The sequence below is a fragment of the uncultured Roseobacter sp. genome (assembly GCF_947499265.1).
In the GTDB taxonomy this organism is placed as follows: Bacteria; Pseudomonadota; Alphaproteobacteria; order Rhodobacterales; family Rhodobacteraceae; genus Roseobacter.
This window is the reverse complement of sequence record NZ_CANMNK010000006.1, coordinates 26,273-51,675: the sequence shown is the minus strand read 5'-3', so window position 1 is coordinate 51,675 and position 25,403 is coordinate 26,273. Positions and strand designations below refer to the sequence as shown.

Annotated in this window: 22 protein-coding genes; 8 read left to right on the top strand and 14 right to left on the bottom strand. The window is 59.1% G+C overall.

Annotated features, from left to right (window positions below):
- Positions 1 to 8: 8 nt before the first annotated feature.
- Complete coding sequence (locus Q1A63_RS16690; RefSeq protein ID WP_298972768.1) at positions 9 to 323, bottom strand: Os1348 family NHLP clan protein; 315 nt, start codon at positions 321 to 323, stop codon at positions 9 to 11.
- A 220-nt stretch (positions 324 to 543) separates the two neighbouring features.
- Between Q1A63_RS16690 and Q1A63_RS16685 the strand changes: the two genes are divergently transcribed.
- Positions 544 to 3,393, top strand: a complete 2,850-nt coding sequence (locus Q1A63_RS16685) for an adenylate/guanylate cyclase domain-containing protein (RefSeq protein ID WP_299632257.1) — start codon at positions 544 to 546, stop codon at positions 3,391 to 3,393.
- Positions 3,394 to 3,571: 178 nt separating this feature from the next.
- Here Q1A63_RS16685 and Q1A63_RS16680 read toward each other — a convergent pair whose 3' ends face one another.
- The 7 genes from Q1A63_RS16680 to Q1A63_RS16650 are packed head-to-tail and all read right to left on the bottom strand — an operon-like array spanning position 3,572 to position 10,585.
- Positions 3,572 to 4,354 (bottom strand): aldolase/citrate lyase family protein, encoded by a 783-nt coding sequence (locus Q1A63_RS16680; protein WP_299632256.1) that lies wholly within the window; start codon positions 4,352 to 4,354, stop codon positions 3,572 to 3,574.
- On the bottom strand, positions 4,351 to 4,752 hold the full coding sequence (locus tag Q1A63_RS16675) for a RidA family protein (RefSeq protein ID WP_299406843.1): 402 nt from the start codon (positions 4,750 to 4,752) through the stop codon (positions 4,351 to 4,353). The genes Q1A63_RS16680 and Q1A63_RS16675 overlap by 4 nt, the downstream gene beginning before the upstream one ends.
- 3 nt (positions 4,753 to 4,755) lie before the next feature.
- The gene (locus tag Q1A63_RS16670; RefSeq protein ID WP_298972759.1) at positions 4,756 to 6,783 is read right to left on the bottom strand and encodes a dehydrogenase E1 component subunit alpha/beta; all 2,028 of its coding nucleotides are present in this window, start codon (positions 6,781 to 6,783) and stop codon (positions 4,756 to 4,758) included.
- Between the two features lie 6 nt (positions 6,784 to 6,789).
- Positions 6,790 to 8,106 (bottom strand): TRAP transporter large permease subunit, encoded by a 1,317-nt coding sequence (locus Q1A63_RS16665; protein ID WP_299632255.1) that lies wholly within the window; start codon positions 8,104 to 8,106, stop codon positions 6,790 to 6,792.
- A complete protein-coding gene (locus Q1A63_RS16660; RefSeq protein ID WP_299632254.1) occupies positions 8,106 to 8,597 on the bottom strand; it encodes a TRAP transporter small permease in 492 nt (163 codons plus the stop codon). Before Q1A63_RS16660 ends, Q1A63_RS16665 begins: the two co-directional genes overlap by 1 nt.
- Positions 8,598 to 8,649: 52 nt before the next feature.
- On the bottom strand, positions 8,650 to 9,654 hold the full coding sequence (dctP, locus tag Q1A63_RS16655) for a TRAP transporter substrate-binding protein DctP (protein WP_299406832.1): 1,005 nt from the start codon (positions 9,652 to 9,654) through the stop codon (positions 8,650 to 8,652).
- Between the two features lie 31 nt (positions 9,655 to 9,685).
- Positions 9,686 to 10,585 carry a 3-keto-5-aminohexanoate cleavage protein gene (locus Q1A63_RS16650; protein WP_298972751.1) on the bottom strand — a complete coding sequence of 300 codons (900 nt, stop codon included), beginning with the start codon at positions 10,583 to 10,585 and terminating at the stop codon, positions 9,686 to 9,688.
- 129 nt (positions 10,586 to 10,714) lie between these two features.
- On the opposite strand from Q1A63_RS16650, the gene Q1A63_RS16645 reads away from it, so the two are divergent.
- On the top strand, positions 10,715 to 11,584 hold the full coding sequence (locus Q1A63_RS16645; protein ID WP_298972749.1) for a LuxR C-terminal-related transcriptional regulator: 870 nt from the start codon (positions 10,715 to 10,717) through the stop codon (positions 11,582 to 11,584).
- Positions 11,585 to 11,623: 39 nt separating this feature from the next.
- On the opposite strand, the gene Q1A63_RS16640 is transcribed toward Q1A63_RS16645, so the two are convergent.
- Together Q1A63_RS16640 and Q1A63_RS16635 are read right to left on the bottom strand one after the other, a co-directional pair.
- The gene (locus Q1A63_RS16640) at positions 11,624 to 12,340 is read right to left on the bottom strand and encodes a response regulator transcription factor (RefSeq protein ID WP_298972747.1); all 717 of its coding nucleotides are present in this window, start codon (positions 12,338 to 12,340) and stop codon (positions 11,624 to 11,626) included.
- Positions 12,337 to 13,515: an ATP-binding protein gene (locus Q1A63_RS16635; RefSeq protein ID WP_298972745.1), complete on the bottom strand. Its 1,179-nt coding sequence runs from the start codon at positions 13,513 to 13,515 to the stop codon at positions 12,337 to 12,339. The genes Q1A63_RS16640 and Q1A63_RS16635 overlap by 4 nt, the downstream gene beginning before the upstream one ends.
- 214 nt (positions 13,516 to 13,729) lie before the next feature.
- On the opposite strand from Q1A63_RS16635, the gene Q1A63_RS16630 reads away from it, so the two are divergent.
- The 5 genes from Q1A63_RS16630 (at position 13,730) to Q1A63_RS16610 (ending at position 19,024) form a co-directional block, all read left to right on the top strand.
- Positions 13,730 to 14,755 (top strand): ABC transporter substrate-binding protein, encoded by a 1,026-nt coding sequence (locus Q1A63_RS16630; RefSeq protein WP_298972743.1) that lies wholly within the window; start codon positions 13,730 to 13,732, stop codon positions 14,753 to 14,755.
- A 63-nt stretch (positions 14,756 to 14,818) separates the two neighbouring features.
- Positions 14,819 to 16,243, top strand: coding sequence for a sugar ABC transporter ATP-binding protein (locus Q1A63_RS16625; protein WP_298972741.1), 1,425 nt, complete (start codon positions 14,819 to 14,821; stop codon positions 16,241 to 16,243).
- The gene (locus tag Q1A63_RS16620; protein ID WP_298972739.1) at positions 16,240 to 17,169 is read left to right on the top strand and encodes an ABC transporter permease; all 930 of its coding nucleotides are present in this window, start codon (positions 16,240 to 16,242) and stop codon (positions 17,167 to 17,169) included. The genes Q1A63_RS16625 and Q1A63_RS16620 overlap by 4 nt, the downstream gene beginning before the upstream one ends.
- A complete protein-coding gene (locus Q1A63_RS16615; RefSeq protein WP_298972737.1) occupies positions 17,166 to 18,101 on the top strand; it encodes an ABC transporter permease in 936 nt (311 codons plus the stop codon). The genes Q1A63_RS16620 and Q1A63_RS16615 overlap by 4 nt, the downstream gene beginning before the upstream one ends.
- A gap of 59 nt (positions 18,102 to 18,160) precedes the next feature.
- Positions 18,161 to 19,024 carry an SMP-30/gluconolactonase/LRE family protein gene (locus Q1A63_RS16610; RefSeq protein WP_298972736.1) on the top strand — a complete coding sequence of 288 codons (864 nt, stop codon included), beginning with the start codon at positions 18,161 to 18,163 and terminating at the stop codon, positions 19,022 to 19,024.
- Positions 19,025 to 19,133: 109 nt separating this feature from the next.
- On the opposite strand, the gene Q1A63_RS16605 is transcribed toward Q1A63_RS16610, so the two are convergent.
- The 4 genes from Q1A63_RS16605 to Q1A63_RS16590 all read right to left on the bottom strand — a co-directional run bounded on the left by Q1A63_RS16605 (position 19,134) and on the right by Q1A63_RS16590 (position 23,829).
- Positions 19,134 to 20,564 (bottom strand): FAD/NAD(P)-binding protein, encoded by a 1,431-nt coding sequence (locus tag Q1A63_RS16605; RefSeq protein WP_298972735.1) that lies wholly within the window; start codon positions 20,562 to 20,564, stop codon positions 19,134 to 19,136.
- A gap of 596 nt (positions 20,565 to 21,160) precedes the next feature.
- Positions 21,161 to 21,799 carry a PAS domain-containing protein gene (locus Q1A63_RS16600; protein WP_298972733.1) on the bottom strand — a complete coding sequence of 213 codons (639 nt, stop codon included), beginning with the start codon at positions 21,797 to 21,799 and terminating at the stop codon, positions 21,161 to 21,163.
- On the bottom strand, positions 21,789 to 22,775 hold the full coding sequence (locus Q1A63_RS16595) for a pyridoxal-phosphate dependent enzyme (protein ID WP_299632253.1): 987 nt from the start codon (positions 22,773 to 22,775) through the stop codon (positions 21,789 to 21,791). Before Q1A63_RS16595 ends, Q1A63_RS16600 begins: the two co-directional genes overlap by 11 nt.
- A gap of 298 nt (positions 22,776 to 23,073) precedes the next feature.
- Entirely contained in the window at positions 23,074 to 23,829 is a 756-nt protein-coding gene (locus Q1A63_RS16590) for a helix-turn-helix domain-containing protein (RefSeq protein WP_298972729.1), read from the bottom strand.
- Positions 23,830 to 23,991: 162 nt separating this feature from the next.
- On the opposite strand from Q1A63_RS16590, the gene Q1A63_RS16585 reads away from it, so the two are divergent.
- On the top strand, positions 23,992 to 25,374 hold the full coding sequence (locus Q1A63_RS16585; RefSeq protein WP_299632252.1) for an FAD-binding oxidoreductase: 1,383 nt from the start codon (positions 23,992 to 23,994) through the stop codon (positions 25,372 to 25,374).
- Positions 25,375 to 25,403: the final 29 nt, after the last annotated feature.

The following is a 25,403-nucleotide window of genomic DNA, read 5'->3' as shown; positions in this document are numbered from 1 at the left end:
GGGGTGCCCTAGCCGCACCTCGGACGAATAACGCCATCCGCCGAATCCAGATAGGATTTCCGAAGGGTTTCTAGCGCCTCTTCGAGGCTGACACCGCGATTGCCCTCCCCCAAGGCTTCTGCAATGGCCTTGATCAGCGCGATTGCCTTTTCGTCGGCGACCCCGTCAACCGTCGTGCTGATCTGCATCTTTTTCAGCGTGCCGTCAGGGTCCTTGACGAATGCCTCACGGAAACCTCGGTCCATAATCGCGCGACCGATAATTGATTGCACATCATCGAGTGAAAGATGCTTGGAGCCGTGTTTGTGTTCGCCGTCTGCCATGAAATTTCCCCTATTTCAAATTTCTGATTGCATAACTTGCCAATTCATTGGGCAACATTGTTCCCACGTCAATAGACACAACCTCAGAGTGTAAGTTGAATGTCCCTCTTGTGTCCGCAAGTTGTTAAAGATCATAATACACGCGAGGCGGTTTATGCAGCCCTGTTTGGAGAAAACTTTGCCTGATCGCCACGAGAAACCAGGTCGAAAAAATCGTAAAGTGCATATCGAAGCGCGCGAGCAGAAGATATGTACAATCGTCTTCATCGATATTGTCAGTTCCACAGCGCTGATCGAAGATCTCGACCCGGAAGAGGCTTTGGACCGGCTTGGGCCCGCGGTCGAGTTGATCATGGATACCTGCGAAGAATTTGGTGCCTCCGTTCGGTTTGTGGGGGATGGTGCCATGGCCGCTTTCGGCTTTCCCGCAGCTGATGAAAGTCACTGCCTGCGCGCTGTCGAAGCCGGCCTGACCGTGGTCGAGCGGATTGCCGACATGCAGGAAGACCGCGTCGACATTCGCGTGGGCATCCACACCGGCCCGGTATTGTTTGGTAATCTGTCCCACACCAGTTTCGACGAATTGACCTTGACCGGATCTGTCGTGCATCTGGCCGATAAAATCCAGTCCGTGGCGGCCAATAACTCTGTCACCGTGTCCCCGACCGTCATCGATGCTGTTGGCGAGATGTTTCATGTTCGAGAGTTGGGCGAAACCTTCGTGCGCGGGATGGATCAGCCGCTCAGACTGTTTGAAGTCGAAAAACGCAACGAATCCGTTTCTCGCTGGAAAACGCGCGTTGATCGCGGGCTGTCGCATTTTGTCGGACGGAAAGCCGACCTCGACAGGCTTCAACAGGCCTGGGCGCGGGCGCGCTCGGGCGCGGGCGCAGCCGTGGCACTTGTGGGCGAGGCTGGCATCGGAAAATCGCGGCTGGTTCACGAGTTTACTGCCGAGATTGACCATACGGCTGCTGAGGTGCTGGAATTCAGCGCCACCGCGCTGGACAGGCAGGTGGCCTATGCGCCGATTTCCCGGACCCTCGGCCTCTGGCTTGACCTGCCGAAAACCCCTGATCCTGCGCGCATCTCTCAGAAGTTGATGCCGTATCTGCAACAGGATTCAGCAAAACGCGCTCGGCGGGCAAACGCACTCTACTCTGTTCTGCACTCCAAAAGCGAAGATCCGGCCTGGGTGATGTTAAGTCCGAAGCTGCAACAAGAGGCCATCGTCGATGCGCTGCTGGCGATCTTTCAGGCGTTATCGATAAAAAAGCCGCTTGTTCTGGTCTTTGAAGACATACACTGGACCGATCAATATACCAAAACGCTTGTGTCACATCTGGTTGCAGCTGCCCCGGCCTTCCCGCTTCTGGTGATCGTCACCTCCCGCACCGAGACGGATGTCCCCGGGTATGCCGATGGAACGATTGACAAGATCACGCTTGGGCCGCTCGATGATGCCTCAAGCCGCGATCTGATCAGTAACTTGCTGCCCCGTTCGGACGGCAAGGAAGACCTGAGTGACTTCGTAGATGACATCTGCGGGCAGACACCGCTTTTCATCGAAGAAATCATCCGCAATCTGAAGTCGTCCGGATTGCCCGCAGTCAGGCGCAAGGGCGGTGGTTTCAAGGTCCCCGACAGTGTTCAACCCCTGATCGCGCAACGCCTCGATGCGCTGCCCACCGCGACCCGCCAGACATTGCAGATGGCGGCCGTCATTGGCTCTGAGTTCTCGGTTGATTTACTGCGGATGATGCTTCGCCGGGAAGGTCTGGAAGATGACGCATCCCTGGTTTCGCTTGCCAAGCTCGACCTCATCGAGAACATTGAAAAACCCGTTGCAAAATTTCGCCACGCGCTGATCCATCAGGTCACATACTCGGGGCTACCGAAACGGCGGCTAAGGCATCTGCACGGCGTGTCCGTGGACATCATCGATGGTATGAGCCGTGGCAGCGACCTGGCGACCATGACGTCCCTCGCCTTTCATGCGGAGAGATCGCAGCGCTGGGTCGAAGCTGCGTCATCCTATGTGCGCTGCGGCCATCTGGCCATCGAGCGCGCGGCCTTTGATGATGCCGTGATCCATTTCAGGGAAGCTCTCAAATGCGCCGAAAAAGTCGACGCTAATCCGCATAGAACCGCGTCCATCGGCATTCAGGCCCGTCAGGGGTTGCGCGTCGCTCTGCTGCCCAAGGCGGATTTCACACAGATCATGGCCATCGCCGCCGAGATCGAAAGCCTTTCGCAGCAGGTGGGAGATGATGCATCCGCGCTTGGCGCAAGCATCGACCGGACCATCATGATGACAATCCTGTCGGACCTCCGCGAGGCGATCAAGATCGGTCGTCAGACATTGGACCGGGCCATCGACAGGGGTGCCCCGGGTTTCATCGCCACGGCTGCATTTGCGCTGAGCCAGGCCTATTGGTTCAGGGCGGACTACGACGCCGCCGTTCAGATCGAAACCGACTTCGGTCATCTCTTCACGCCGGAAAATGACCGCCTGAACAACAGAACCGCTGGCACCCTATCGGTGCTGGGAACCTGCACCCATGCAAATTCGCTTAGCCTGTCTGGCCATCTCGAAGATGCAGGCCGTGTTTGCGAGCAGGTCAAAGCCTTGGTTGGGCGATCAGCAAAGCCCTATGATCGCGCATTCGGCAGCATTTCCCTGGGCTTTTACCATCTGCAGCGCGGAGACCACGCGCAAAGCCTCGATATTCTGAACGAGGCCATGAAAATCTGCGAACACGCGCGCATCGAAGTGCTTCCCGCCTTTTTGTCAGCCCCGCGCGCACGGGCTTATGCAAAGCTGGGCCAGATTGAAAATGCTCACGGCGCACTGACGGCCGGGTACAATATTGCAATTCCGACGGGCACAGAAGCCTTTCACGCGCAATTGCTGGCCGCGGAAGTCGACATCAGATACGAGATTGGCGAATTGACCGGCAGCGAAGCAATCGTCGGACAGTTGACCCGCCTTTGCGAAAAAAACGGCTACGACGGTCTTTTGCGTCGCGTCCGGCAGCTGTTCCAAAACGGGCATTTTACTGCGGTGTGATCTTCCCTCTTGGCGAAAGACAGTAACAGACCAGAATGCGCGCCTCAAAACGGCCCTCTGCGTCCCAGCTGCCACCGCGGTCGTTTCGCCACATTGTCGAAAATTGCGCTCAGCAATTGTTCGTTGGCGAAATCTCGCATTGTGATCCGGTGAAATCGTTTGGGCGTTTCGAGCTGAGCTATGGCCCTGCCAGACTGCCCGTCCACTGTGCAAAGGCATCCGCGATAAGAATTTTGTCGGACCCGATCACGAAGGTTGCAACACCCCGACCGCGCCAATGCTCGATCAGGTTTTTGGCCTCGTCCTTGTCAGGCGAAAATACTGGCATCATCACCGGTACCCCCGCTGCGACAGCAGTGCCAACCATGTGCTCAACGGCTTCAGACACCTCCGCCGCGCGCCAGTCGCCGTGAAATCCCATGGAAACCGACAGATCGAAAGGACCACACATCAATGCGGTGAGGCCCTGCACCCGCACAATCGCTTCAATATTCTCGACCCCTTTGGCCGTCTCAACCAAAGCAATGGCCCCCACGCGTGCCTCTTCGGCGGCGACATAGTCACTCCAGTTGCGAATGAAATGACCGCCCGAGCGGCAGCATGGACAGGCCCCGCGCAGACCGTGAGGCCCGAAACGGGTGGCCGCGATGGCGCGCTCCACCGCTTCTGCGGTTTCCAGATTAGGGATCACCACGTGACGGATGCCCGCATCAAGCGCTTTCATGATCTGCACCGGGTCGTTGTCAGGCAGGCGCACAGCGCAAGCGACATCGTTGGCATCCGCCGCCCGCGCGAGGCGTTCCGCCGTCCTGATCCCAAAAGGGCCGTGCTGGCAGTCGATGATCGTGAAGGAAAAGCCATTCAGCCCGATCAAATCAATCAGTTCAGGGGCCGCAATCTGTGTCCATGTCCCCAGCGTCGTCTGATCGCGAGCCAGCAAGGATTTGAGATCGCAGCTCATGACGTCAGCCCGAGGATGGCTTTGCATTTGATTTCGACGATGATGCCAGGCATCGAAAAGCCGCGCACGGCAAAGCCCGTCCAGGTAGGGTAGAGGTTGGTGAAGAACCGATCTTTGACGGCCATGAAGGTTTTCAGATCACCCATGTCAGGGGCAAACCAGCTTTCGAGCTCCACCACATCATCCCAATCGGCCCCCGCGGCAGCAAGTACCTTGCCCATATTTTCGAAGGCTTGGGTATATTGCGCCTCCACACCCTCAACAACGTTCAGATCCGCATCGCGGCCCACCTGGCCAGAGCAATACAGCGTATCGCCCACCAGAATACCGGGGGCGTAGTGGTAGGTATCATAGATGTTTTCCATCCCTTGCGGGACAATGACCTGGCGCTTGGGCATAGGTTAACTCCTGTAACAGGCGGTTTCGATGGCGGTTGCGATATCTCGGGCATCGGGCATGTAGTCCCGCTCAAGCCGGTCGTTGTAGGGCACCGGCATCTCAGGTGCGCCCACGCGGACAACGGGTGCATCCAGCCAGTCAAAGGCCTGTTCCATGATGCTGGCGGCGATCTCTCCGCCAAAGCCGCCAAAGAGCGGCGCTTCATGCACCACGACAGCCCGGTTGGTTTTGCGCACCGAAGTCAGGATTGTCTTCATATCCAGCGGCTTGATCGTGCGCGGATCGATGATCTCAACGCTGATCCCCTTCCTGTCCAACCGTTCGGCGGCCTGCTGGGCACGCTCAACCATCGCCAAGGTGGCGATGACCGTGCAATCACGGCCCTTGCGGACGATCCGCGCCGTTCCGGGGGCGATCTCGTAGGGTGCCTCCGGGACAGGTGTCTCTGCCCCAAGATAGAGAAGTTTGTGTTCGAGAAAGACAACCGGGTTGTCGGACCTTATGGCCGCGGCCATCAACCCCTTTGCATCATAGGCGGACGCGGGCGCATAGACCTCCAGCCCCGGCACGTTGGCAAAGAGCATTTCCAGCGACTGCGTATGCTGCGCCGCCAGCCGGATGCCCGCCCCTTGCGGGCCGCGAAAGACGATTGGCACGCGCGCCTTGCCCCCCAGCATAAAACGCGCCTTGGCGGCCTGATTGACGATGGCATCCATCATCAGCGTGACAAAGTCGAACAGCTGAATCTCGATGATCGGCCTGAGCCCGCGCAGCGCTGCACCGACACCGCAATTGGCAAGAACGCCCTCGGCGATGGGCACATCGCGCACCCGTTCAAGCCCGAATGCTGCGTGCAGACCCGTGGTGGTCCCAAAGATGCCTCCGACAGGGCCGACATCCTCGCCCATCAGGATCACGGTTTCATCGCGTGCCATCTCCTGATGGAAGGCCTCGTTGATCGCCATCTTGTAGGTCAGCGACCGTGTGCCGGGTGGTGGTTCCAGCAGATCGGGTTTACCGAGCGGCACCTTTACCATTTGCAAGGCGCTGGCAAGCTCCGGTTCGGGCAGGTCTGACGCCCAGGTGATCGCCTCCTCGACCGCCGCGGCCACGCTCTCTTGCAGCGCTTCCAAAACACTTGCGTCGACCTCGCCTGTCTCAAGCACAAGCGCCCGCTGGCGCGCAATTGGATCACGATCCCGCCAGCCGGCTTCTTCGGTCGCGCTCCGGTACCCTGCGAGGTTGGCGCGCATCGAATGATCATCCCAGCGATAGGTCATCGCCTCGATCAGCGTGGGGCCGTCACCTGCCCGGGCGCGCAACACAGCCTTTTCCACCGCCTCAAAAACTGCAACCGGCGCGTTGCCATCAATAACTGTATTGGGGATGCCGTAGGCGTCGCCACGGGCCGCGATGCCCTTACCGGCAATCACGCTTTCCGTGGCCGTCGTCAGACCGTATTGGTTGTTTTCGCAAAAGAAAATCAGCGGCAGCTTCCAGAGGGCACATAGGTTCATCGCTTCGTGGAATATCCCTTCGTTGGAAGCGCCATCGCCAAAAAACGCGATCCCAACCGATCCATCGCCGCCCAGCTTGGCCGCCAGTGCCGCCCCGGCGCCAAGGCCCATGCCTGCCCCGACAATCCCATTGGCCCCAAGAATATTGAGGTCGAAATCCGCGATATGCATGGACCCACCGATGCCGCCACAATAGCCTTCGGCCTTGCCCATCAGCTCCGCGAACATCCGTCCGATATCCGCCCCTTTGGCGAGGGTATGGCCATGCCCCCGGTGGTGGGTCAAAAGAAAGTCGCGCGGTTCAAGCGCGTGGCAGGCGCCGACGGCAATCGCCTCCTGCCCCACGGATGAATGCGCCGTACCTTTGATCACGCCTTTCAGGAACAACTCCTTGGCGCGTATCTCAAACTGTCTGATCCGCATCATCTGTTCCAGCAGCGCCAGATGGTCCTTCCCACTCAGCCGGTTTGTCTGAGGACGCGGGAGCGTATCGAGGATCGAAGCATCAGCCATGTCGGATCACTCGTAAACCAGTTGCGGCAGCCACAGCGACAGACCCGGCCAGAGCACAACGATGATCAGGGCGACAATCTGGATGCCGATGAAGGGCCACTGCGCGGCAAATATGTCCTGCAAGGTCACGCCCGGCGGGGCCGCCCCCTTGAGATAGAAGCAGGCGGGCCCAAAGGGCGGCGTCAGATAAGCGATCTGCATGGACAGGTTGAAGACGATGCCGAACCAGATCGGATCATAGCCCAGCGACGTCAGCACCGGCAGGAACACAGGCATCGTCAGGAACAGGATGCCGATCCAGTCGATGAAGAACCCCAGCAGAACGAAGACACCGATCATCACGGCGAGGATGACCGCGGGTTCGTTCGAGACACCGCCCAGCGTCGTGCGGGCAAAGTCGATGCCTCCCATGAGATTGTAGACGCCGATGAGCGCGTTGGTCCCGAACACCAGCCAGAACACCATGCCGCAGGTGCGCAGAGCCTGCACCAGCACATCGTGCAGCATCTCGAAGCTGAACCGTCCGCGAACCCATGCGGCAACCGCCGCGCCAAAGGCACCGAGTGCAGCGCTTTCCGTGATCGAGGCAAACCCGGCATAGATAGACACCAGCACACCGCCTGCCACCAGCATCGGCAAAAGCACTCCGCCGAAAAGTCGGAGCTTCTCGCCCAATGGCATGTCGCGTTCCTCGGCGCTCAACGGTGGCCCCATGGCGGGATTCAGCCCGCAGCGGATCAGGATATAGGTGATGTAAAAGCCCGCCAGCATCAGCCCGGGCATCAGCGTGGCCAGAAACAGGTGCGAGATGCTGACCTCTGCGGTGAGCCCATAGAAGATCAGGATGATCGATGGCGGGATCATGGTGCCCAGACTGCCACCCGCCGTGATCGTGCCAATGGCGAGCTTCTTATCGTATCCCAGTTTCAGCATCTGCGGCAGGGCAATTAGCCCCAGCAGCACAATCTCTCCACCGATGATCCCCGTTGTCGCGCCCAGCAGCACCGCAACAAAGGTGGTGACCACCCCGATCCCGCCGCGCAGCCCGCCTGCCCAGACATGGAACGCGCGGTAGAGGTCACCTGCCACGCCGGATTTCTCCATGATTGACGCCATGATGACGAACATCGGCACCGCGATCAGGGCAAAGCTGTCGAGGAATTCCACCGTACGGCTGCCCACCACAAAGAGCGCATTCCAACCGAATTGCGTAACGGTCAGAACCACCGCAATCGCGCCGGACACGAAGGCCAGCGGCACACCCAGCATCAGCATCAACGCCATCGCCGCGATGATCAGCAGGGTGAGCGTGCCGATGTCCATCAGAATTTCCGCCGCGGGATCATGCGGTTCAGCACCAAGAGCAGAAACAACGCACAGCCCACGAAAAGGAGCGCCTTGAGGTAGCCCGGCAAGGGCGAATTAAGCGTACTGCCTGAGCGCTCAGGGTCCCACGCACCGGAAATCGAAAACCGCCACAGCGCCTTTTCCGCCATCCGCCAGGACGCATAGCACAGGCCCGCAAGGTAGATTGCGCCCGCTGCAAGGCTGAGCTCGTTTGAAAACCGTGCCAGCCCAGGGCGCTTGTCCACCAGAAACGAGATGCGCATGTGGGTGCCCTCCGCCATGCAGAAGGCCCCTCCGAACACAAACCCGAATGAGGCCAGCAGGACCGATGTCTCATGGGCCCAGGCTGTGGGCGCATTGAACCCGTATCGGGCCGTCACCTCGTAGACCATGACCAGAATGATCGCGCCAAAACACCAGGCCGTCATGCGGCCAAGCCAAAGTGCAAAGCGGTCCAGAATTGTCATTTGCGGCTCCGACGGAGGCCGACCTGCAAGCCGACCCCGGTGATGGGCAGGATCAGTTCAGACCAATGGTGGCCATGAAGGCTTTGTGGCTGTCGACGACGGCCTGCGCGTCGGCAGATTTGGCACCCCAGTCGGCCCAGACCTCATTTGTCATCGCGCGGAACTTCGATGCGTCCTCATCCCCGAAGGCGATGAAGGTCACGCCCAGTTCATCTTTGGCTTTGGCTTCGGCGGCGGCATCTTCGTCACTCAGCGTGGTTTGCAGGTCGGACGACATGGCGTTGCAGGCAGCTTCGAACTTCTGCTGGCTCTCAGCCGAGAGCGCGTTCCACTTGTCCAGAGACACCGACATCTCGGTCACGGCCATGGAGTGACGGGCCAGCACCGAATACTTGGCCTGATTGTGCATGCCCAGCGCGACGTTCAATGCCACATTGGCAAGGTCGGTTGCGTCCAGCACGCCGGTTTCCATCGCCGTGACGCTTTCGCCAACGCCCATTGTCACAAGCGCGGCTCCGGCACGGCTAAGCAGATCAGAGGCCAGCCCCCCGGGCGCGCGCATCTTGATCCCATCGAGATCAGCGACCGACCCGATTTCGACCTTTGACGGGATCTGTTCAGATGGCCAGTAGACCGGACAAACCAGATGCAGATCGTATTTTGCATAGAGCGCACGCGCCAGTTCCAGACCGCCACCTTCGGTGAACCAACGGTCGCGTGTGGCGCTGTCGGGATAGGCGGCCAGAGTGTCGCCCAACACGCCAAGGGCCGCATCCTTGCCCGCAAAGTAGCTGGGCGCGGTGTACTGCCCATCCAGCAAGCCGTTCTGAATGGCATCAATCGTCTCCCCCGCACCCACAACCGCACCGCCGGGCAACACGGTGATCGCGACCTCGCCGCCGGTGTCTTCTTTCAGTTTTGCGGCCATCGCCTCAAAGGCCTTGGTGGTCGATGCGTTTGCCCCAAGAAACGTCTGCATCTTGAGGTCGCCAGCACCCGCTGCGCTGGCAAATACGGCGGCACCTGCAGCCGCCAAGAGTTTCAGCTTCAGTGTCATTGTCTTTCCTCCCATTGAGTTATCTTGCGGCTCAGGCCGCTATTCTCACTTTTGGCATTTGAAGTATCTCCCGCGTTTCCGCGACGCTCGCAGGCGCGCGACCCAGACTGCGGGCCTGGGCGATGATCTTGTCGATCACTTCCGCGTTGGTCATGTGGCGCGCGCCGTCCATATAGGCGTAATCGCCCAACCCAATGGAGATATGGCCGCCCTGCCGGATGATATTCTCGGTCAGTTGGAACAGATCGCCCTTGTAATTCACGACCGTCCACACCGTCTGAAAGTCTTTCGGCAGAAACGCCGTATGCGCATCCAGTCCGGCCTGCGTACCCGGGTGACCGGCAAAGATGATCTCATCCGTCATGCAGAAACAGACATAGGCCGGGTCTTGCAGCACGCCCATTTTCAGAAACTGTTCGATCTGCCGGGTAAAGCTCACATTCCAGCTGACCAGGTAGGGTTTCAGGCCATAGTGATCGATCCGCTCTGCGAAATACATCAGCGTCGCTGTTGAGTTCTTGTAGATCAGATCCGTGGTGTCATAACTGCCGGTTTCCGGGTTCCACCAGTCCACATTGACACTGCCGCAATCCATCGGCGCGAAGTCCGGCGCGGTGTCCGCGGATTGCATCATCGCCTCGACGGCCGCGAACCGGTCGCGCGCATCCGCGTCATTGGCGACATAGCCGAGCGTCGGATGGATCAGGATGTCAGACTGCGCACGGATACCTGCATTGGTTTCCAGGTAGAATTCGGGGGCGTGATCGGGGGCCCCGTCTTCTTTGCGGCCATGGTAGTGAAAAACAGATGCGCCTGCATCATAACAGGCCCTGGCATCGGCAATGATCTCATGCGGCAGAAAGGGCACATGCGGGTTACCGCGGCGCGTCGCAAGCTCGTTCACACGCGCCTCGATGATGATCTTATCCACGCTTATCTCCTCCCGAATGCGTCAATTTCTGACCGCGATTGCATCTTGCATAGAGCAGAATCACGAGATTGAATACAAAAAGTTATATATCTATTGCTGGTTATCTCATTTATCTATATCTTTAGATATATGACTGACACCGACTTCTCCCTGACCCATGATGTCACCGCGCTGCTGGGGGGTGTGTTTCCCGGACATACGATGCAGCGTCTGCGCACACCTGACGGCAAGTATCGTTACACCTATGTCAGCGGCGAAGTTCAGGCGGCCTTTGGGCTGGATGCGACGGCGCTCATGGCTGCGGAGGCGGTCGATCACGCCTGGATTCATGATGAGGATCGCCCGCGCTTTGTCGCAGCGCTGGAAGATTCCGCCGCGCGGCTTTCCACTTTGGACGAAGAGGTGCGCGTTGTTCTCCCGGGCGGAGGATACAAATGGGTGCGCTCCCTCGGACAGCCCCGTCGGATGGCGGATGGCACGGTGATCTGGGACGGCGTAGCGCTCGACGTCACCGACCGGCGCGAGGCCTTGCAGGCGCTTGAGCGGGCCCTGAGGGACGCGAAGCGGAATGAGGTTTCAGAAGGCCGCTATGCCGCAATCGCCGCTCAGGACATGTCCGCCCCGCTGAATGCGTTGAGCGACGCCATCGACCATTTGCTGACCGCTGAACAAAGCGGACCCTCCGGCCTGTCGCCGCAAGCGATGGAAGTGAGACGCAGCTTTGATGCCTTCACCAAAGCACTCTCAGCCGCGCGCGCCATGGTCGAGGCGAGCCCGGCACAAAAGGAACGCGAACACAGCAGCCGCGTCGCCGTAAGAGAGGCTCTGACGGCCCGACAGTTGGAGATCATGCAGATGGTGCACGCCGGTGCATCGAATTCAGAGATCGCGACCGCGCTGTCCATCACCATTGGGACCGTCAAACTGCACATCTCGGCCATTCTCAAACGCACAAAAGCACGCAATCGCACCGAAGCCTCTCGCATGTGCTTTGGCTGACCCGCCAAGAGCCGGACCCGCAACGCGGACCTGTCAATTTCACCCCGTCGATTTCAACCATTTTTCCAGGTCGCGCTCTGCCGCCTCCAGCGTCTCGACATTTATTGTCCGCGTCACCAACGCGCGGTTCAATGCGCGCACGCGCTTGTTCAGGCTGATATTTTCATCATGTTCCTGCTCTACGCCCAGCTTGTCATAGAGCGACAACAAACGGTTCTGTACGGTGCGCAGGGACATGCGGCGCCGTTTCGCGATCAGCTTGTCCTGCAAGCCGAGCACCAGATCCAGCAGCACCGCGAATTCGCTGTCATTGAGCCGGGTGCGCGGGGAAGCGCTCTGCTTCTGGAGCCGGTGGATTTCCCGGTCCACCATGATCTGGCCCTCCACCAGAACCGCCCTCAGCGCCAGTTTGAGCCGATCCGGTGAGGCGGTTTTCAGAATATACCCATAGGCGCTGTCATCCGGAACAATCTGTGCAATCCCGCGCAAATAGGCGTCATCGGCATAGTTCGACCAAAACAAGACGCGGGTCAGAGGCCGTTCCGCCCATAGCGTACAGGCGGCCTCAATCCCGTTCCGCCGCTCCATCTGCAGGTCCATGACAACGGCGGAAATATCGCCCTGCCGTGCTGCAATCTCTCCTTCAGCACCGTCCACGGCGTGAATGATCTCGGTGACCTCGGGCAGCGCTTCGGACAGCGCATCCTGCAGATAGGAAGCGTGAAACTGATCATCCTCGACAACAAGGACTTTCATGACGGTTCCTCAAGTGTCACCCGCAGCGTCGTGCCATTCTCGCCCAGGATATCCAGTTGCGCCGAGATCAGCCGCGCTCTGGTCCGGATATTCGCGAGCCCCGACTGGCGCGGTAAATCCATCGGGATACCACAGCCATCATCGCGGATCGTCATCACCAGACCCTTTGGCGAGGCCTGTTCGAGGTTCACATCAATCTTGCGGGCGCCCGAATGACGGACAGCATTGTTGATGGCCTCCTGTGCAATGCGGAAAAGCGCGGAACGCGCAGTGGACTCAAGCCGGTCCGCTGCGCCATTGGTCTGATCGGTAACCTCGATATCGATCGCTTCGATGCCGACCGCGCGCTCCAGATGCACCCGGACCGCATGCGCAAAGCCAAAAAGCTCCAGCAGCGTTGGCACAGCCGTATCGATGATCCGTCTCAGATCACCGATTGTCTCCGATATGCGGCGCGCCAGCTCTGAACCCTCCGGAGAGCCCTCTTTGTTGACGTCACGCAGCAGCCGCGTCAGATCCGCCAGGGTCTGATCATGCAGGTCCATGCCAATGCGCTGCTGTTCCTGCTCCAAAGCCTGGGTCAGTTCCAGAGCGCCCCTGCGCAACCCCTCCTCGCGCGCGCGGGCTTCCTGTTCGAATTGCGTGGCACGCTGGGCCAGCTCCGCCGTGTGCAGCGCGTGAAAGTAAGGCGACAGCGCATCCGCAATATGCTGGGCCCGCGCCACCGTGTCCGCGTCATACCGCGCCGGTGTTGAGTGGGAGATGTTCAGCGTCCCAATCGGCTGGCCCATGACCTTCATCAGGACATGTACGCGTGAGCGGAGCTTGTGATTGAAGATCGGCTCCGAACAGGCATCCTTGAAGGTCTGACGCGGATCCTGCATCGCGTTGTCACAGAGCATGTAGTCGCATTTGCCGGTCAAGAGATCCCGGATGGGCGACACATCCACGCGGGTGCGGGCGCGCGACCAGCGGGTGCGGATGCCCACCTCGTAGCTCGCCAACCAGCCGGGCCGGTCGATCAGGCACAGATCCGCATGCGTGAACGGGATCACCTCCGCAATCTCATCCGCAACCGCTTCAAGCGCAGAAGCAATATCCGTGCGCTGCGCCAGATGCGCCGAAATCCGCAGGAAAACATCGCTGCGTTGAGGCGCCAGTTGAGCCTGAGACATAGCCTTTCTCCCCCGTACCCTGCGCGTTTACGCAAGTTTGCCGAGTCATACGGGGAATAAAAGCACCTTTTGGCCTGCAAAACTTGCGGGAACCCGCAACACATCTGCGGGCGACTGTCTTTACAGCTCGCACGCACCAGCCGCACCCTTCCCCAGACTGTGCTCTTTTTGAGCAGGTAAACAGCGCATGAACATGCGCATTAGGGAGGAAAAAATGAAGATTTCGAAGATGCTGCTCGGCGCGGCGAGCATTGCCTTGATTGCGGGCGCAGGTCACGCAGGATCCCATTTGACCGACACATCAGACAAACGGATCGCCTTGTCGAACAACTATGCCGGCAACTCCTGGCGCCAGGCCATGCTGCAAAGCTGGGAAGAGATGGGCAGCGCCGCCGTTGCCGACGGCGTCGTCGCAGCCGCGGACGCCTATACCACCTCCGAAAGCCAGGCCACGGAGCAAGCGGCACAGATCCAGAACCTGATCCTGCAGGGCTATGACGCCATTGTCATCAATGCCGCATCGCCCACCGCCCTGAACGGCGCGGTCAAGGAGGCCTGCGATGCCGGGGTCACCGTCGTCAGCTTTGACGGTATCGTGACCGAACCCTGTGCGTGGCGCATCGCTGTCGATTTCAAAGCGATGGGCAAGGCAGAGGTCGACTATCTTTCGTCACGTCTTCCAGAGGGCGGTAAGCTGTTGGAAATTCGAGGCCTTGCCGGAGTGTTCGTTGACGACGAGATCAGCGAGGGTATCCACGCGGGCGTTGAGGAGCACAAGCAGTTCGAGATCGTCGGCTCCGTACATGGCGATTGGGCACAGGATGTGTCGCAGAAGGCTGTCGCAGGCATTCTGCCGTCCCTGCCCGAGATCATCGGTGTTGTGACCCAGGGTGGCGATGGCTATGGCGCGGCACAGGCCTTCAAAGCTGCCGGGCGCCCGACGCCGCTTATTGTTCTGGGCAACCGTCAGGACGAAATGCAGTGGTGGGCGGATCAGCACGCCGAGAATGGGTACGAGACGCTGTCGCTCTCCATCGCGCCGGGTGTGTCCACGCTGGCCTTCTGGGTGGCGCAACAGGTGCTGGCCGGTGAAGAAGTGCCAAAAGATCTCACGGTACCTTTCCTGAAGGTGACGCAGGACACATTGCAAGAGACGCTGGCCAACACGCCCGAAGGGTCGGTGGCCAATGTGACCTACGCGCTGGAAGATGCCCAGGCGGTCATCGCAGAGGCCAATTAACTTTCTTCCGCGCGGGCGGGTGGGCTTTGAGGTCTGCCCGCCTGTCTTTTTTGTGGAGCGCTCATGACTGAATACGAGAGTGCGCCGATCGTCACACTGACCGGGGTAAAGAAACACTTCGGACCGGTGCGTGCGCTGGACGGGGTCAGCCTGTCGATCGCGCGGGGGGACTGCATCGGTCTGGTGGGGCATAACGGTGCCGGTAAATCCACCTTGGTCAATCTGATCAATGGCGGGCTTCAGGCCAGCGAGGGTGATATCGCCTTTGATCTTGGCGACACGGCCATGCAGGCGGGTGTACGCTCGGTCTTTCAGGAATTGTCCCTGTGTCCGAACCTGACCATGGCCGAGAACCTGCGCATCTCACACAACGCGCTCAAAGGGATCCACTGGCGCCGCCAAGCGCGCAGGGAAATCCGCGCCAGCCTTGATGAGGTTTTTCCAAACCACGGCATAGACGCAGATACCGAGGTTGATACCCTGAGTATCGCCGAGCGCCAGATGGTCGAAATCGCCATTGCCTTTGCGCCGCGCGGCACAAGTGCGCGGCTCGTTATCCTGGACGAGCCGACATCTGCGCTGGATGCCGGGATCGCCAGTCAGTTGATCGCACACGTCAAAAGGTTCTGCGCGGCGGGCGGCGCTGTGGTCTTCATCTCGCACATGCTGGGGGAAATCTTTGAGGTCGCCAACCGCGTTACGGTATTGAAAGACGGCCATATTGTCGCCGAACACCCGACGGAGGATTTCACCCGGCAGGCGCTGGTCGATGCCATGGGCCATGTGGCGGCAGATGATCCCGAAACAGCAATCGTCGCACATGCTCTTGGCGCAGAGGTTGTGCGGACACCGCAAGGGCTGGCCGCACGGGCCGGCGAAATCGTCGGGTTGTCCGGGCTGGCCGGTCACGGACAGGCGGCGGCACTGGCGCAACTTTTCCTGTCACGCTCCTCCGCCTGGCGCAGCGGCACGTCGCCCGATGTGGTCTTTGTGGCCGGGGACCGGCAACGCGACGGCGTGCTGCCGCTGTGGTCGATCCTGCAGAATATCTCCATCTCCGTATTGAGACAGGGCGCAAAGCTGGGTCTTGTCGATACAGCCAGTGAGGCCCGCGTTGCCGCAGACTGGAAAGCGCGCATCGGCATCCGTACCGATGACGTCCAAAACCCGATCCTGTCTCTGTCAGGCGGCAATCAGCAAAAGGTGCTCTTTGCCCGCGCGCTGGCCAGTCCGGCCCCGATCGTTGTCATGGATGACCCGATGCGCGGTGTGGACATCGGCACCAAACAGGACGTCTATGCCATGCTGCGCGCCGAGGCCGCGCGGGGCCGTACCTTCCTGTGGTATTCGACCGAGACCGAAGAGGCCTGCCAATGCGACCGTGTCTTTGTGTTCAGAAACGGCGCGATCAGCGCCGAACTGACCGGCGCGGACATCACCGAAGAGAAAATACTGGAGGCTTCTTTTCAGATGCAAACCGCCTCATGAACGCCCTGTCCCGTTACAGGATCCTTCTGCCGGTGGTATCTCTGGCCGTTCTGCTCGCCGCCACCTTCTGGATGCAGCCCCGCGCGATGAGCTATTTTGGACTGAACCTGCTTTTCAACCTCGCCGTGCCCATCGCTTTGGCGACCATCGCGCAGATGATGATCATCATGGTCAACGACATCGATCTGTCGCTGGGCGCCTTTGTCAGCCTGGTCGCCTGTATCACCGCGACCTACCTGCTTGACACCCCTGCCCTGGGTCTTGCCATGCTTGTGACGTTGATCCTGGGCTATGCCGCCTTGGGCGCGATGATCCACGCGCTGGAATTGCCCGCGATCGTGGTCACCCTTGGCATGTCCTTTGTCTGGGGCGGATTGGCGCTTTTCATCCTGCCCAGCCCGGGTGGTGCCAGCCCTGATTGGTTGCGCACATTGATGACCGTCAAGCCGCCATTCGCCCCCATGGCCGTGGTGGCCTCGATCCTCATCGCCATCCTCACGCATTTTCTGATCATTCGCTCCGGGATCGGCACGGTTTTGCGCGGGGTTGGCGGCAACACCAGATCGGTCGCACGCGCCGGGTGGTCGGTGTTGAAACTCAAGGCCTGTGCCTACGGTCTGGCCGGGTTTTTCGGGGTGTTGGCGGGCATGGCGCTGGTCGGTCTGACGACCTCTGCGGACGCCAATATCGCGCTGCGCTACACGCTGCTGTCGATTGCCGGTGTGATCCTTGGCGGTGGTGAATTCGTCGGTGGCAAGGTCAGCCCCGTGGGCGCGGTGATCGGCGCGCTGACGCTGACGCTCGCGGCATCTTTCCTGAGCTTCCTGCGTCTCTCCCCGGACTGGCAGATCGGCGCGCAGGGAGCGATCCTGATCCTCGTGCTGACGGCGCGGTTGATCTTCAGCCGGAAAGGCGGCGAGACATGAACCTCCTGTCCAAACCGTGGATCTGGTCGTGGAGTGCTGCTGCTCTGACGTTTGTGCTCACCATCGGGCTGACATCTGGCCGAGGCGCGGGAGAGCTTGCCTATGCCGCGCTGAGTTTCGGGGCATTCGCGGCCATCGTCGGGTTGGGTCAAATGCTGGTGATCACGCTTGGGCCCGGCAACGTCGACCTGTCGATCCCGGCGACGATGACACTCGCGGCAACACTGGCGCTGAAAGCGATGGCGTCGATGCCAGGCACCGCCCTTCTGGGCCTGATGATTGCACTGGCTGTCGGGTTGGGCGCAGGGCTCGCGAATTACGCGCTCATTTTCCTTTTGCGGTTGCCGCCGATCATCGCGACGCTCGCCGCCTCGCTGATCTACCAGTCGCTCGCGATCTGGTCGAACCGCGGGCTGCGGATCAAACCGCCACAGGAGCTGGCCGAGTTTGCCACAGGTCGGTTTCTCAGCATCCCCAATGTCGCCTGGGTCGGGCTTGCCCTCGCCGTTGTCGTCTGGATCGTGCTGGAGCGTTCGGTCTGGGGACGATGGCTCCTGGCAACCGGGCAGAACATGCGCGCGGCCCGGCTCGCTGGCGTGCCTATCGAATTTGTCCGCGCCACAACCTATCTGAGTGTCAGCGTATTTGCCGGTCTTGCGGGCTACCTGCTGGCCAGCTTCTCCGGGGGCGCCGCCCTGAACATGGGCGCGGAATACCTGCTGATGTCGATTGCCGTTGTTGTGATCGGCGGCAGCTCGATTGCGGGCGGCAACTCCAACGTCCCGGGGGTCTGGGGCGCCTCGCTTTTCATGTTCCTCGTAATCTCGATGCTCAACAGCTACGGCGCTGCAGCAGGCGCCAAGAACGTCCTCACAGGCACGATTGTCATCGCCATTGTGATCGCCGCAAGCACAAGGAAGGGTCGCATATGATTTCGACACCCCCGCATTTGGAAATTCACGATGATCGCTTTAGAGCCCTGGCTCACCCCATGTCTGAGCTTGAACTCATCGCGGAGGGGTTCACCTGGACAGAAGGGCCCGTCTGGTTCGGCGATCATGATTGCCTGTTATTCTCCGACATTCCCAGCCAGCGCATCCTGCGCTGGTCCGAGGCCGAAGGGCTGTCGACCTATCGCACCGCGTCCGGGTTCAACAACGGCAACACCCGCGACCGCGAGGGGCGCCTGATCGGGTGCCGTCATGGACACCGCGATGTGGTGCGCACGGAAACCGATGGTCGCCTGACGGTTCTCGCCGACAGCTTCGAGGGCAAGCGGCTCAATTCACCAAACGACGTGGTCGTCGGATCGGACGGCACGATCTGGTTCACGGATCCCACCTATGGGATCATTTCGAATTTCGAGGGCTACAAGGCTGATCCAGAACAATCCTCCCGCAACGTCTACCGGCTGGGAACAGATGGGGAGTTGAGCGCGGTCGTCACAGATTTCGCGCAACCCAATGGGCTGTGTTTCTCGCCCGATGAGACCCGCCTATATGTCGCGGAGAGTGGCTCCAGTCACGATGACACCGTGCCTTCCGTGATCCGGCAATTCAAGGTGATCGGGGCGGGCCTGCAGGATGCGGGGGTCCTCGCCAGCATCGACACCGGGCTGCCGGATGGAATGCGCTGCGACGCTCAGGGCAATCTGTGGTCCTCTGCCGCCGATGGCGTTCATTGCTTTGCGCCAGACGGCACGCTGCTCGGCAAAATACGCGTCCCGCAGGTTGTCTCCAATCTTTGTTTCGGCGGCCCCGACGGCTATCGTATGTTTATCACCGCAACGAGCGGGGTATATCGCATCTTTGTCGATGTGAAGGGCGCCGAAAGCTGGACCCGCGGCAGGTCATAGCCCCCTTGGACGATCCCTCACCGGCAGCGATCAGACTGAGACCAGCTGATCCTGACGCAGATGAATGGCGAGGGTCAGTCGAGGTCTGACTAGGCCCGGGCCTACTTTTCTAAACATACGCTCGACGCGCATACGTCCGCAGAATGTGGGCGTCATAAAGAGGCATTGCCATCACCTCATCTCCGATCACGGTGGTTGCGGGGGACAAATGACGGACCTTCGGCAATCTGGTCGAACAGCCTGGGCCAACCACCAAACCTTTACTGACCGGGCACTTGTCAACCCAACCCTGCCGTATCATGTGCTCCGTAAGCGGATCATATTCTGACGTCGGTCCGGCACCTGCACAATTTATGACAAATCCGGTCTCATGAACCAGTTCTTTCCCTTCGGTGTCGCGGATCAAGACTCTGGCCCGATCATCGCCATGCTCAATTTCCACAACCATGCCCTTGATCATACGGGCCTTACCCCTCTGGATCAGCTTGTGCATATCAACAATAGTGTCGCGCGTCCCGCCGCGGAGCCAAAACCGTAAAGTCGCAGGGACTTGGCGCGCTTCAGCGCTTTCACTGACATATGTTGACACGCCATTCTCGAGGAAATGGGCACGAAAACCGGCCCGAATTTCGCGCATCTCGTCGCCTTGATCTCTCGCAATCTGTATCGCTTCAGATATCTCATCTAAAAATGACTTGGCCGAGGCGTGGCCTGTCGACAGTTTCGGTTTTGTTAACTTGCGCGGTATGCGTGGGATCAACGGCGGCGGCACTTCACCATCGGGGGCGCAGGCAACAAACCGCAAAGCGTCTTCTGGAATGATGCTCTGACACAACCGCAAGGCGTCCAACATCGCCGCATTGCCGCCGATACAAAATATCTCTGCGCCACGTCTGACATGCTCAGCAATACGCTTTTCATGGCCAAAGAGGGTCGGTGCGCTGAACCGGCCATCGTCACCATCAATGCGCAGGTTTGACGGACCGCCTGGCGCGACATCGACAGAATCCGCGACAATGGTTTGCCCGTCCGCTGTTTTTATTTGGAGCATCCCATCCACTTCTGCGATAGAAATGGCGCAGACATCCATCAGCCGGACTTTCACCCCAACTGCGCGGAGTTTTTCCATCCGTTCTTCGGCTTGTGCTACGACAAAATCGCCATAGAGCTCACGTGGTGCATTAACGCCATATACATCCCCGGCGGCTGCAAGCGGCTGCGCTGCGGCGAGCCAATCCGGCCTTCGCCCGCGCATGATGTTTTGAACGTCACCCCACCGTTCAGATAGCCAGTGCGCAAATGCAGGATCAATATCGTCGGCTGGCGAATTCAGCAGGTAAGCAAAGCGCCAGGGAGTTCCCCTTTCCCCTGCCGCATAGGCCACGCCACGCCCGAGCTGAGACGCGTTCTTGCCCAGAACCACCAGTTCATCGCCCGCATTCAGCTGACAATTTTCAATGAAAGCCACCGCTGTTATCCCATCGCCAACAACGACATGCGAACGCGCGCAGGGGTTTTCTGGCGAGGTATCTACATTCATTCTTGCTCCACTTCTTTCGGTCCGCTGTCTAATGAGGTGTACAGGGTCCGGTCAATGTTGCGAATAGCCGTATAGACGGGTGGTGAGACATATTTTGGTTTGGGCAGACATCGATGCTGCACCATCGACCCAGGCCTTCCCACTCTGGATCAGGGGAGTAGAATAGGTATCATCACGCATCAGCCTGACGTGACCCCGGATCTGCCCGAGGATTGCAACTTTGGTAGCGCGGCGTTTTAGCTGAACGCGCTTTCTATCGCGACCACGGGCATTACACCCCCGGTCAGAAAGCTGCTTAGCGTTGATCTCAGGGGGTCATAGGAAGTGCCCCACGAATGTATCAGTGTGGAGAGGGCCACTTTGCAGAACACATGGAGTGTGATCGACAAAGGAACGTGCCAAGGACAATGACCGACACACACGCCAAGTTACGGCCCAGGTGAGATGACGGCGATCTAGCTCAGCGCTGTTTTGAGGTGAGCCATCTGGATGATGTATCCGCGCAGCGCATAGCCAAATGGCAAAAGGTGCCTGCCCGCGAACGTGAGGGTCGCGCTGTTATGTGCCAGTGTCATCGGTTGAAGATCGGATCGCGGTTAGCTCGCTGATGTCCCAAGGGTTCTGAGGTCGTTATAGACGGTCGCGCGGCTAACCCCAATGGCGCGGGCCACGGCATCTGCCGCTTTGGATCGGTCAAAGACGTCGCGCTCGATCAATACCTTGAGCAACCTGCGCCGGTTCTCGACGGAGAGCGATGTGCCTGAAACACCCTTCTCAATCCGCCAGTCCGCGACAAACCTGTTGAGCGTATCCAACCAGTCGTCGGCAAGCGGGTTGTCGTGATCATCAGATGGGATCGATATGAACCGCGACAGGTCTGCGTGCGCTGCAGCAAATCGTGAGGTGTCCATGTTAATGCACAACAGCGAAGCAGGATCGCCGACGTCATTTCTGAACAGAATACTGATAGACTTTATCTGCCGACCGTCAGGGTTTGTTTTGCGGTAAGGCCCAAAGACCGGTCCATAGTCTTTTCGCGGATTGATGCCGTCGATGAACGACGGATCGCCGATCTGACGATGTGACAATTGCCCGGTAATGTGGCTGATCGTCTGTGTTTTCAAATCGTGCAGAACCACTTCTGCAAAGGGATCGAACAGCTTTACCAGCGCATCGCAGATGTTGATCAGATCGGTTTGAGGCGTATTCGCCGTTTCTGGCAGATTAAGGGTCACTGGATGATGTGTCCTGCGTAAGGATCGGTTGCAGAGCGGCACGGTCGAAGTTTGCCCCGCAAAGAAGGACAACATTGGTTTGCCCCTTGGGCAGGTCAGGCTCGGACATATAGGCCGCCAGCGCAAGCGCCGCCGCTCCTTCCACCAATAAATTCTCGGCCCAGGCCAGATGACGCAACGCGTCTTCAATCTGTTCTTCAGAGCAATGTACAACTCTGTCGATGACTTCGCGCGCAATCGGAAGGGTCAGTGAGTCGTGATCCATACCCCCCGCGCATCCATCCGCGAGCGTCGGCAGATGCTCGGTGTCGACAACATGACCCGCCTTAAGGCTGGCGGCCAAAGCACCGGAATTTTCAGCACTGACGCCAACGACTTCGATCTCGGGCGCGCAGGTCTTGAGGACCGAACCAATCCCGGAGATCAGACCGCCACCTCCCATGGAGACATAAACCCGGTCAAAACGCGGCACCTGTTCCAAAAGCTCCAGCGCGATGGTGCCCTGCCCCGCCATGATGGCGTTGTCGTTGTAGGGAGAGACGTAAACATACCCTTTGTCAGCAGCCATCGCGCGCGCGTGCCGTTCTGCCAAACCGGAATCGCCAGCATACAGGATGGGCGTGGCACCATACCGCTCAATCTGCGTCAGTTTTGCCTTGGCAACCGTCTCGGGCAGAACCACCATCAGGTCGTGCCCCATGATCTGCGCTGCATGGCCACATGCGATACCGTGATTGCCAGAAGACGCAGTGATCAGCGGAGTTGTTATCGGCAGCGTGGACAGCTTCGATATCGCGCCCCGCAGTTTGAACGATCCCGTGGTCTGGAAATTCTCACATTTGAAGATCAGGTCAGAGCCCGCAAACCGGTCATCGCGTGAAATAAGGCAGGGCGTTTCCACAACTGCATCCCGATTGCGGTAGCGCGCCGCAAGCGCGTTCGCAGCCAGTGCTAAAACTGCGGGGCTAGGTTCCATTAGGCCACCCTCTGAAAGGGCGATTTGGGCCATCATTGAAGGCATTTGGGCCACAGCAATCGAATTCTTGCCGTATTGGGTCGTCTAACATCTACCTTATCTCAAATTATACAAAACCATCTATAATTAGACTATATTGTATATCATAGAGAAACAAGGCACTCCCACGTCACAATACACCCACCCGCCTACCGTTCGGAAAGATGTTCAGGCACCTTAGGATTTCCGCTGGCTCGGGATGCGGCGCGACACACGATACCGACTGTGATGGGCAGTACTTGCTGAGCTTTTTAGGGTATTACCCGCCTGCAAGACGTTCTGTGGTATCCTCAACCGTTGGGATTGCTTCGAAAAAATCGCGTTCTCTGCCGCGCAATCGGGGGACCTTACTCAACGCGCTCAGCATCAGCCAATCGGGGACCTGCCTGCGGTAGGCTTCCTTGCCTTCTATCGAGATGTGGCCCGATGCAATTTCATCGCGAAGATTGCGAAACCCGCGCCAGGCTTCAACAAAGCGTTTGATGTCTGCCGACACCGTCACATCGACCTCAAAGCCCGGAAACTTCAGGCACATATCGACGTCACCGTCCTCAACGACCAGCCAGAACCGGCTGAAACCTTTATGCGTCCCTGAGAATTCAAACTCCATCACGGTCCGGCCGGGCGGCATGGCCGCAATGTTCAGGCGCGTGTGCATGCTCCAGGCCAGAAATGCGGGATCAAGGTCTGCATGCTCCATATCGCGGGACCACTTCTGCCCCCAGGCCGCAAGGCTCATGATGATCGGATCGAGCTCTTGCGCGGCTTCGGTCAGCTCATACGAAAACCCACGGCCATTTGGCAGGGCCTGGCGCGTGATCAGACCAGCCTCCTCAAGGTGCGCCAGTCGCTTGCTTAGCAATGTTGCCGAAATCTTCGGCACGCCCCGATGTATGTCGTTGAACCTTGTGCAGCCATCGATCACGCGACTGATCACCAGCAATGTCCAGCGTTCGCAGAGAACCTCCGCCGCTAAGGCAAGCGGGCAATACTGGCCATATCCTCTGTAAGGCATCGTAACTTCCTCGATCTGGCAAATGACATCCCGATGCTAGGAGCCCCCGGGCGGTCAGACAACTCTCGAATCTGTAGTTACTCCACATTCGTCAGTATCGAGCGTCGCCGAATCGCGACAGCATGGTCACGAGATTGAAGATAAAGAGGGCGGCGCGCTGCGATGCTAGATGAAGAACAACAAACCCGGTTCTCAAATTCAGGTGTCCCAATTGTATTGCCGGATGTGGCGGAGTTCGAAAGCCGGTGCCAATTGTGGAACAGCATGATTGATCGCAAGCCCATCGCAATCGCAGCCTGCAAGAACAAGCGCGATGTGCAGAACGCCGTAAAGATCGCGAAAACGCTCGGGCTGAAAATCTGCATCAAGGGCGGTGGCCACAACATAGCGGGCGCAGCCATGGCAAGCGGTGCTCTGATGATCGATCTCTCTGATATGCGCGATGTCTTGGTCGACCCCGAGACCCGCGTTGCCTATGTGCAGGGCGGCGCGACGCTGGCTGATGTAGACCGTGCGACGCAGGTGCATAACCTTGCCGTTCCCCTCGGAATTGCGTCAGAGACCGGCGTGGGCGGGCTCGCGCTTGGTGGCGGCATGGGATGGCTATCCCGGCAATTTGGACTGACATGCGACAATCTGCTGGCCGCAGAGATCATCCTCGCGGATGGCACAGTGACGCGTGTGGAATCCAATACACACCCGGATCTCTTCTGGGCTTTGCAGGGCGGTGGCGGTGGGTTTGGCGTGATAACGCAGTTCGAATTCCGCCTGCATCCCGTCGGACCAAAAGTTCTGTTTGGGCCAACGGTGTTTGCATTGGAAGAGGGCCATAAGGCGCTGCGGCTCTGGGATGCGTTTCTGAAATCCGCGCCACATCATGCAACCATCTGGGTCGACATCGCGATGGCGCCGCCCGCGCCTTTCCTGCCGCCACATGTTCACGGCACACCGGTTGTTATCTTGCTTCAATGCTGGGTCGGCAATGTCGATGAAGGTGCGGATGCGCTTGCCGCGATACAGGAGCATCCCGACGCCCTTGGAAGCTGGGTGACCCAACGCCCGTTTGTCGAGGCCCAGCAGTTCATTGACGAGGCTTACGCAAAAGGCGCGCGCAACTATTGGTCGCCTTCGGCGCATGTCGCGTTGACTGACGCATTGATTGCAGGGCTTTTGGACATCGGTGCCACCTTGCCATCAAAGGAGTCCGATATCCTGTTGTGCGGTCTTGGCGGTGCCATTGATGACGTTGCCCCGGACGCGACGGCATACCCTCATCGCGGCACTCGGATCATGGCTGTGCCCGGCGCGCGTTTTCACGATGAAGCACAGGATGAAACGATGATCGCCTGGGCAAAACAGGCGGGCGCCTCCCTTGCAGCGCTCGGGTCAAGCGCCGCCTATGTGAATTTCATATCTGAAAGCGGCGGTCGTCGCGCGGACGCTTTCGGGACCAATCAGGCACGCCTGAAACAGATCAAAACGCGATACGATCCCGACGGCATGTTTCTCGGAACGCGCGACAATCTTCGGGCCGCCGACAACTAGCAGACCCTCAAACATTCAAGAAAAACTAA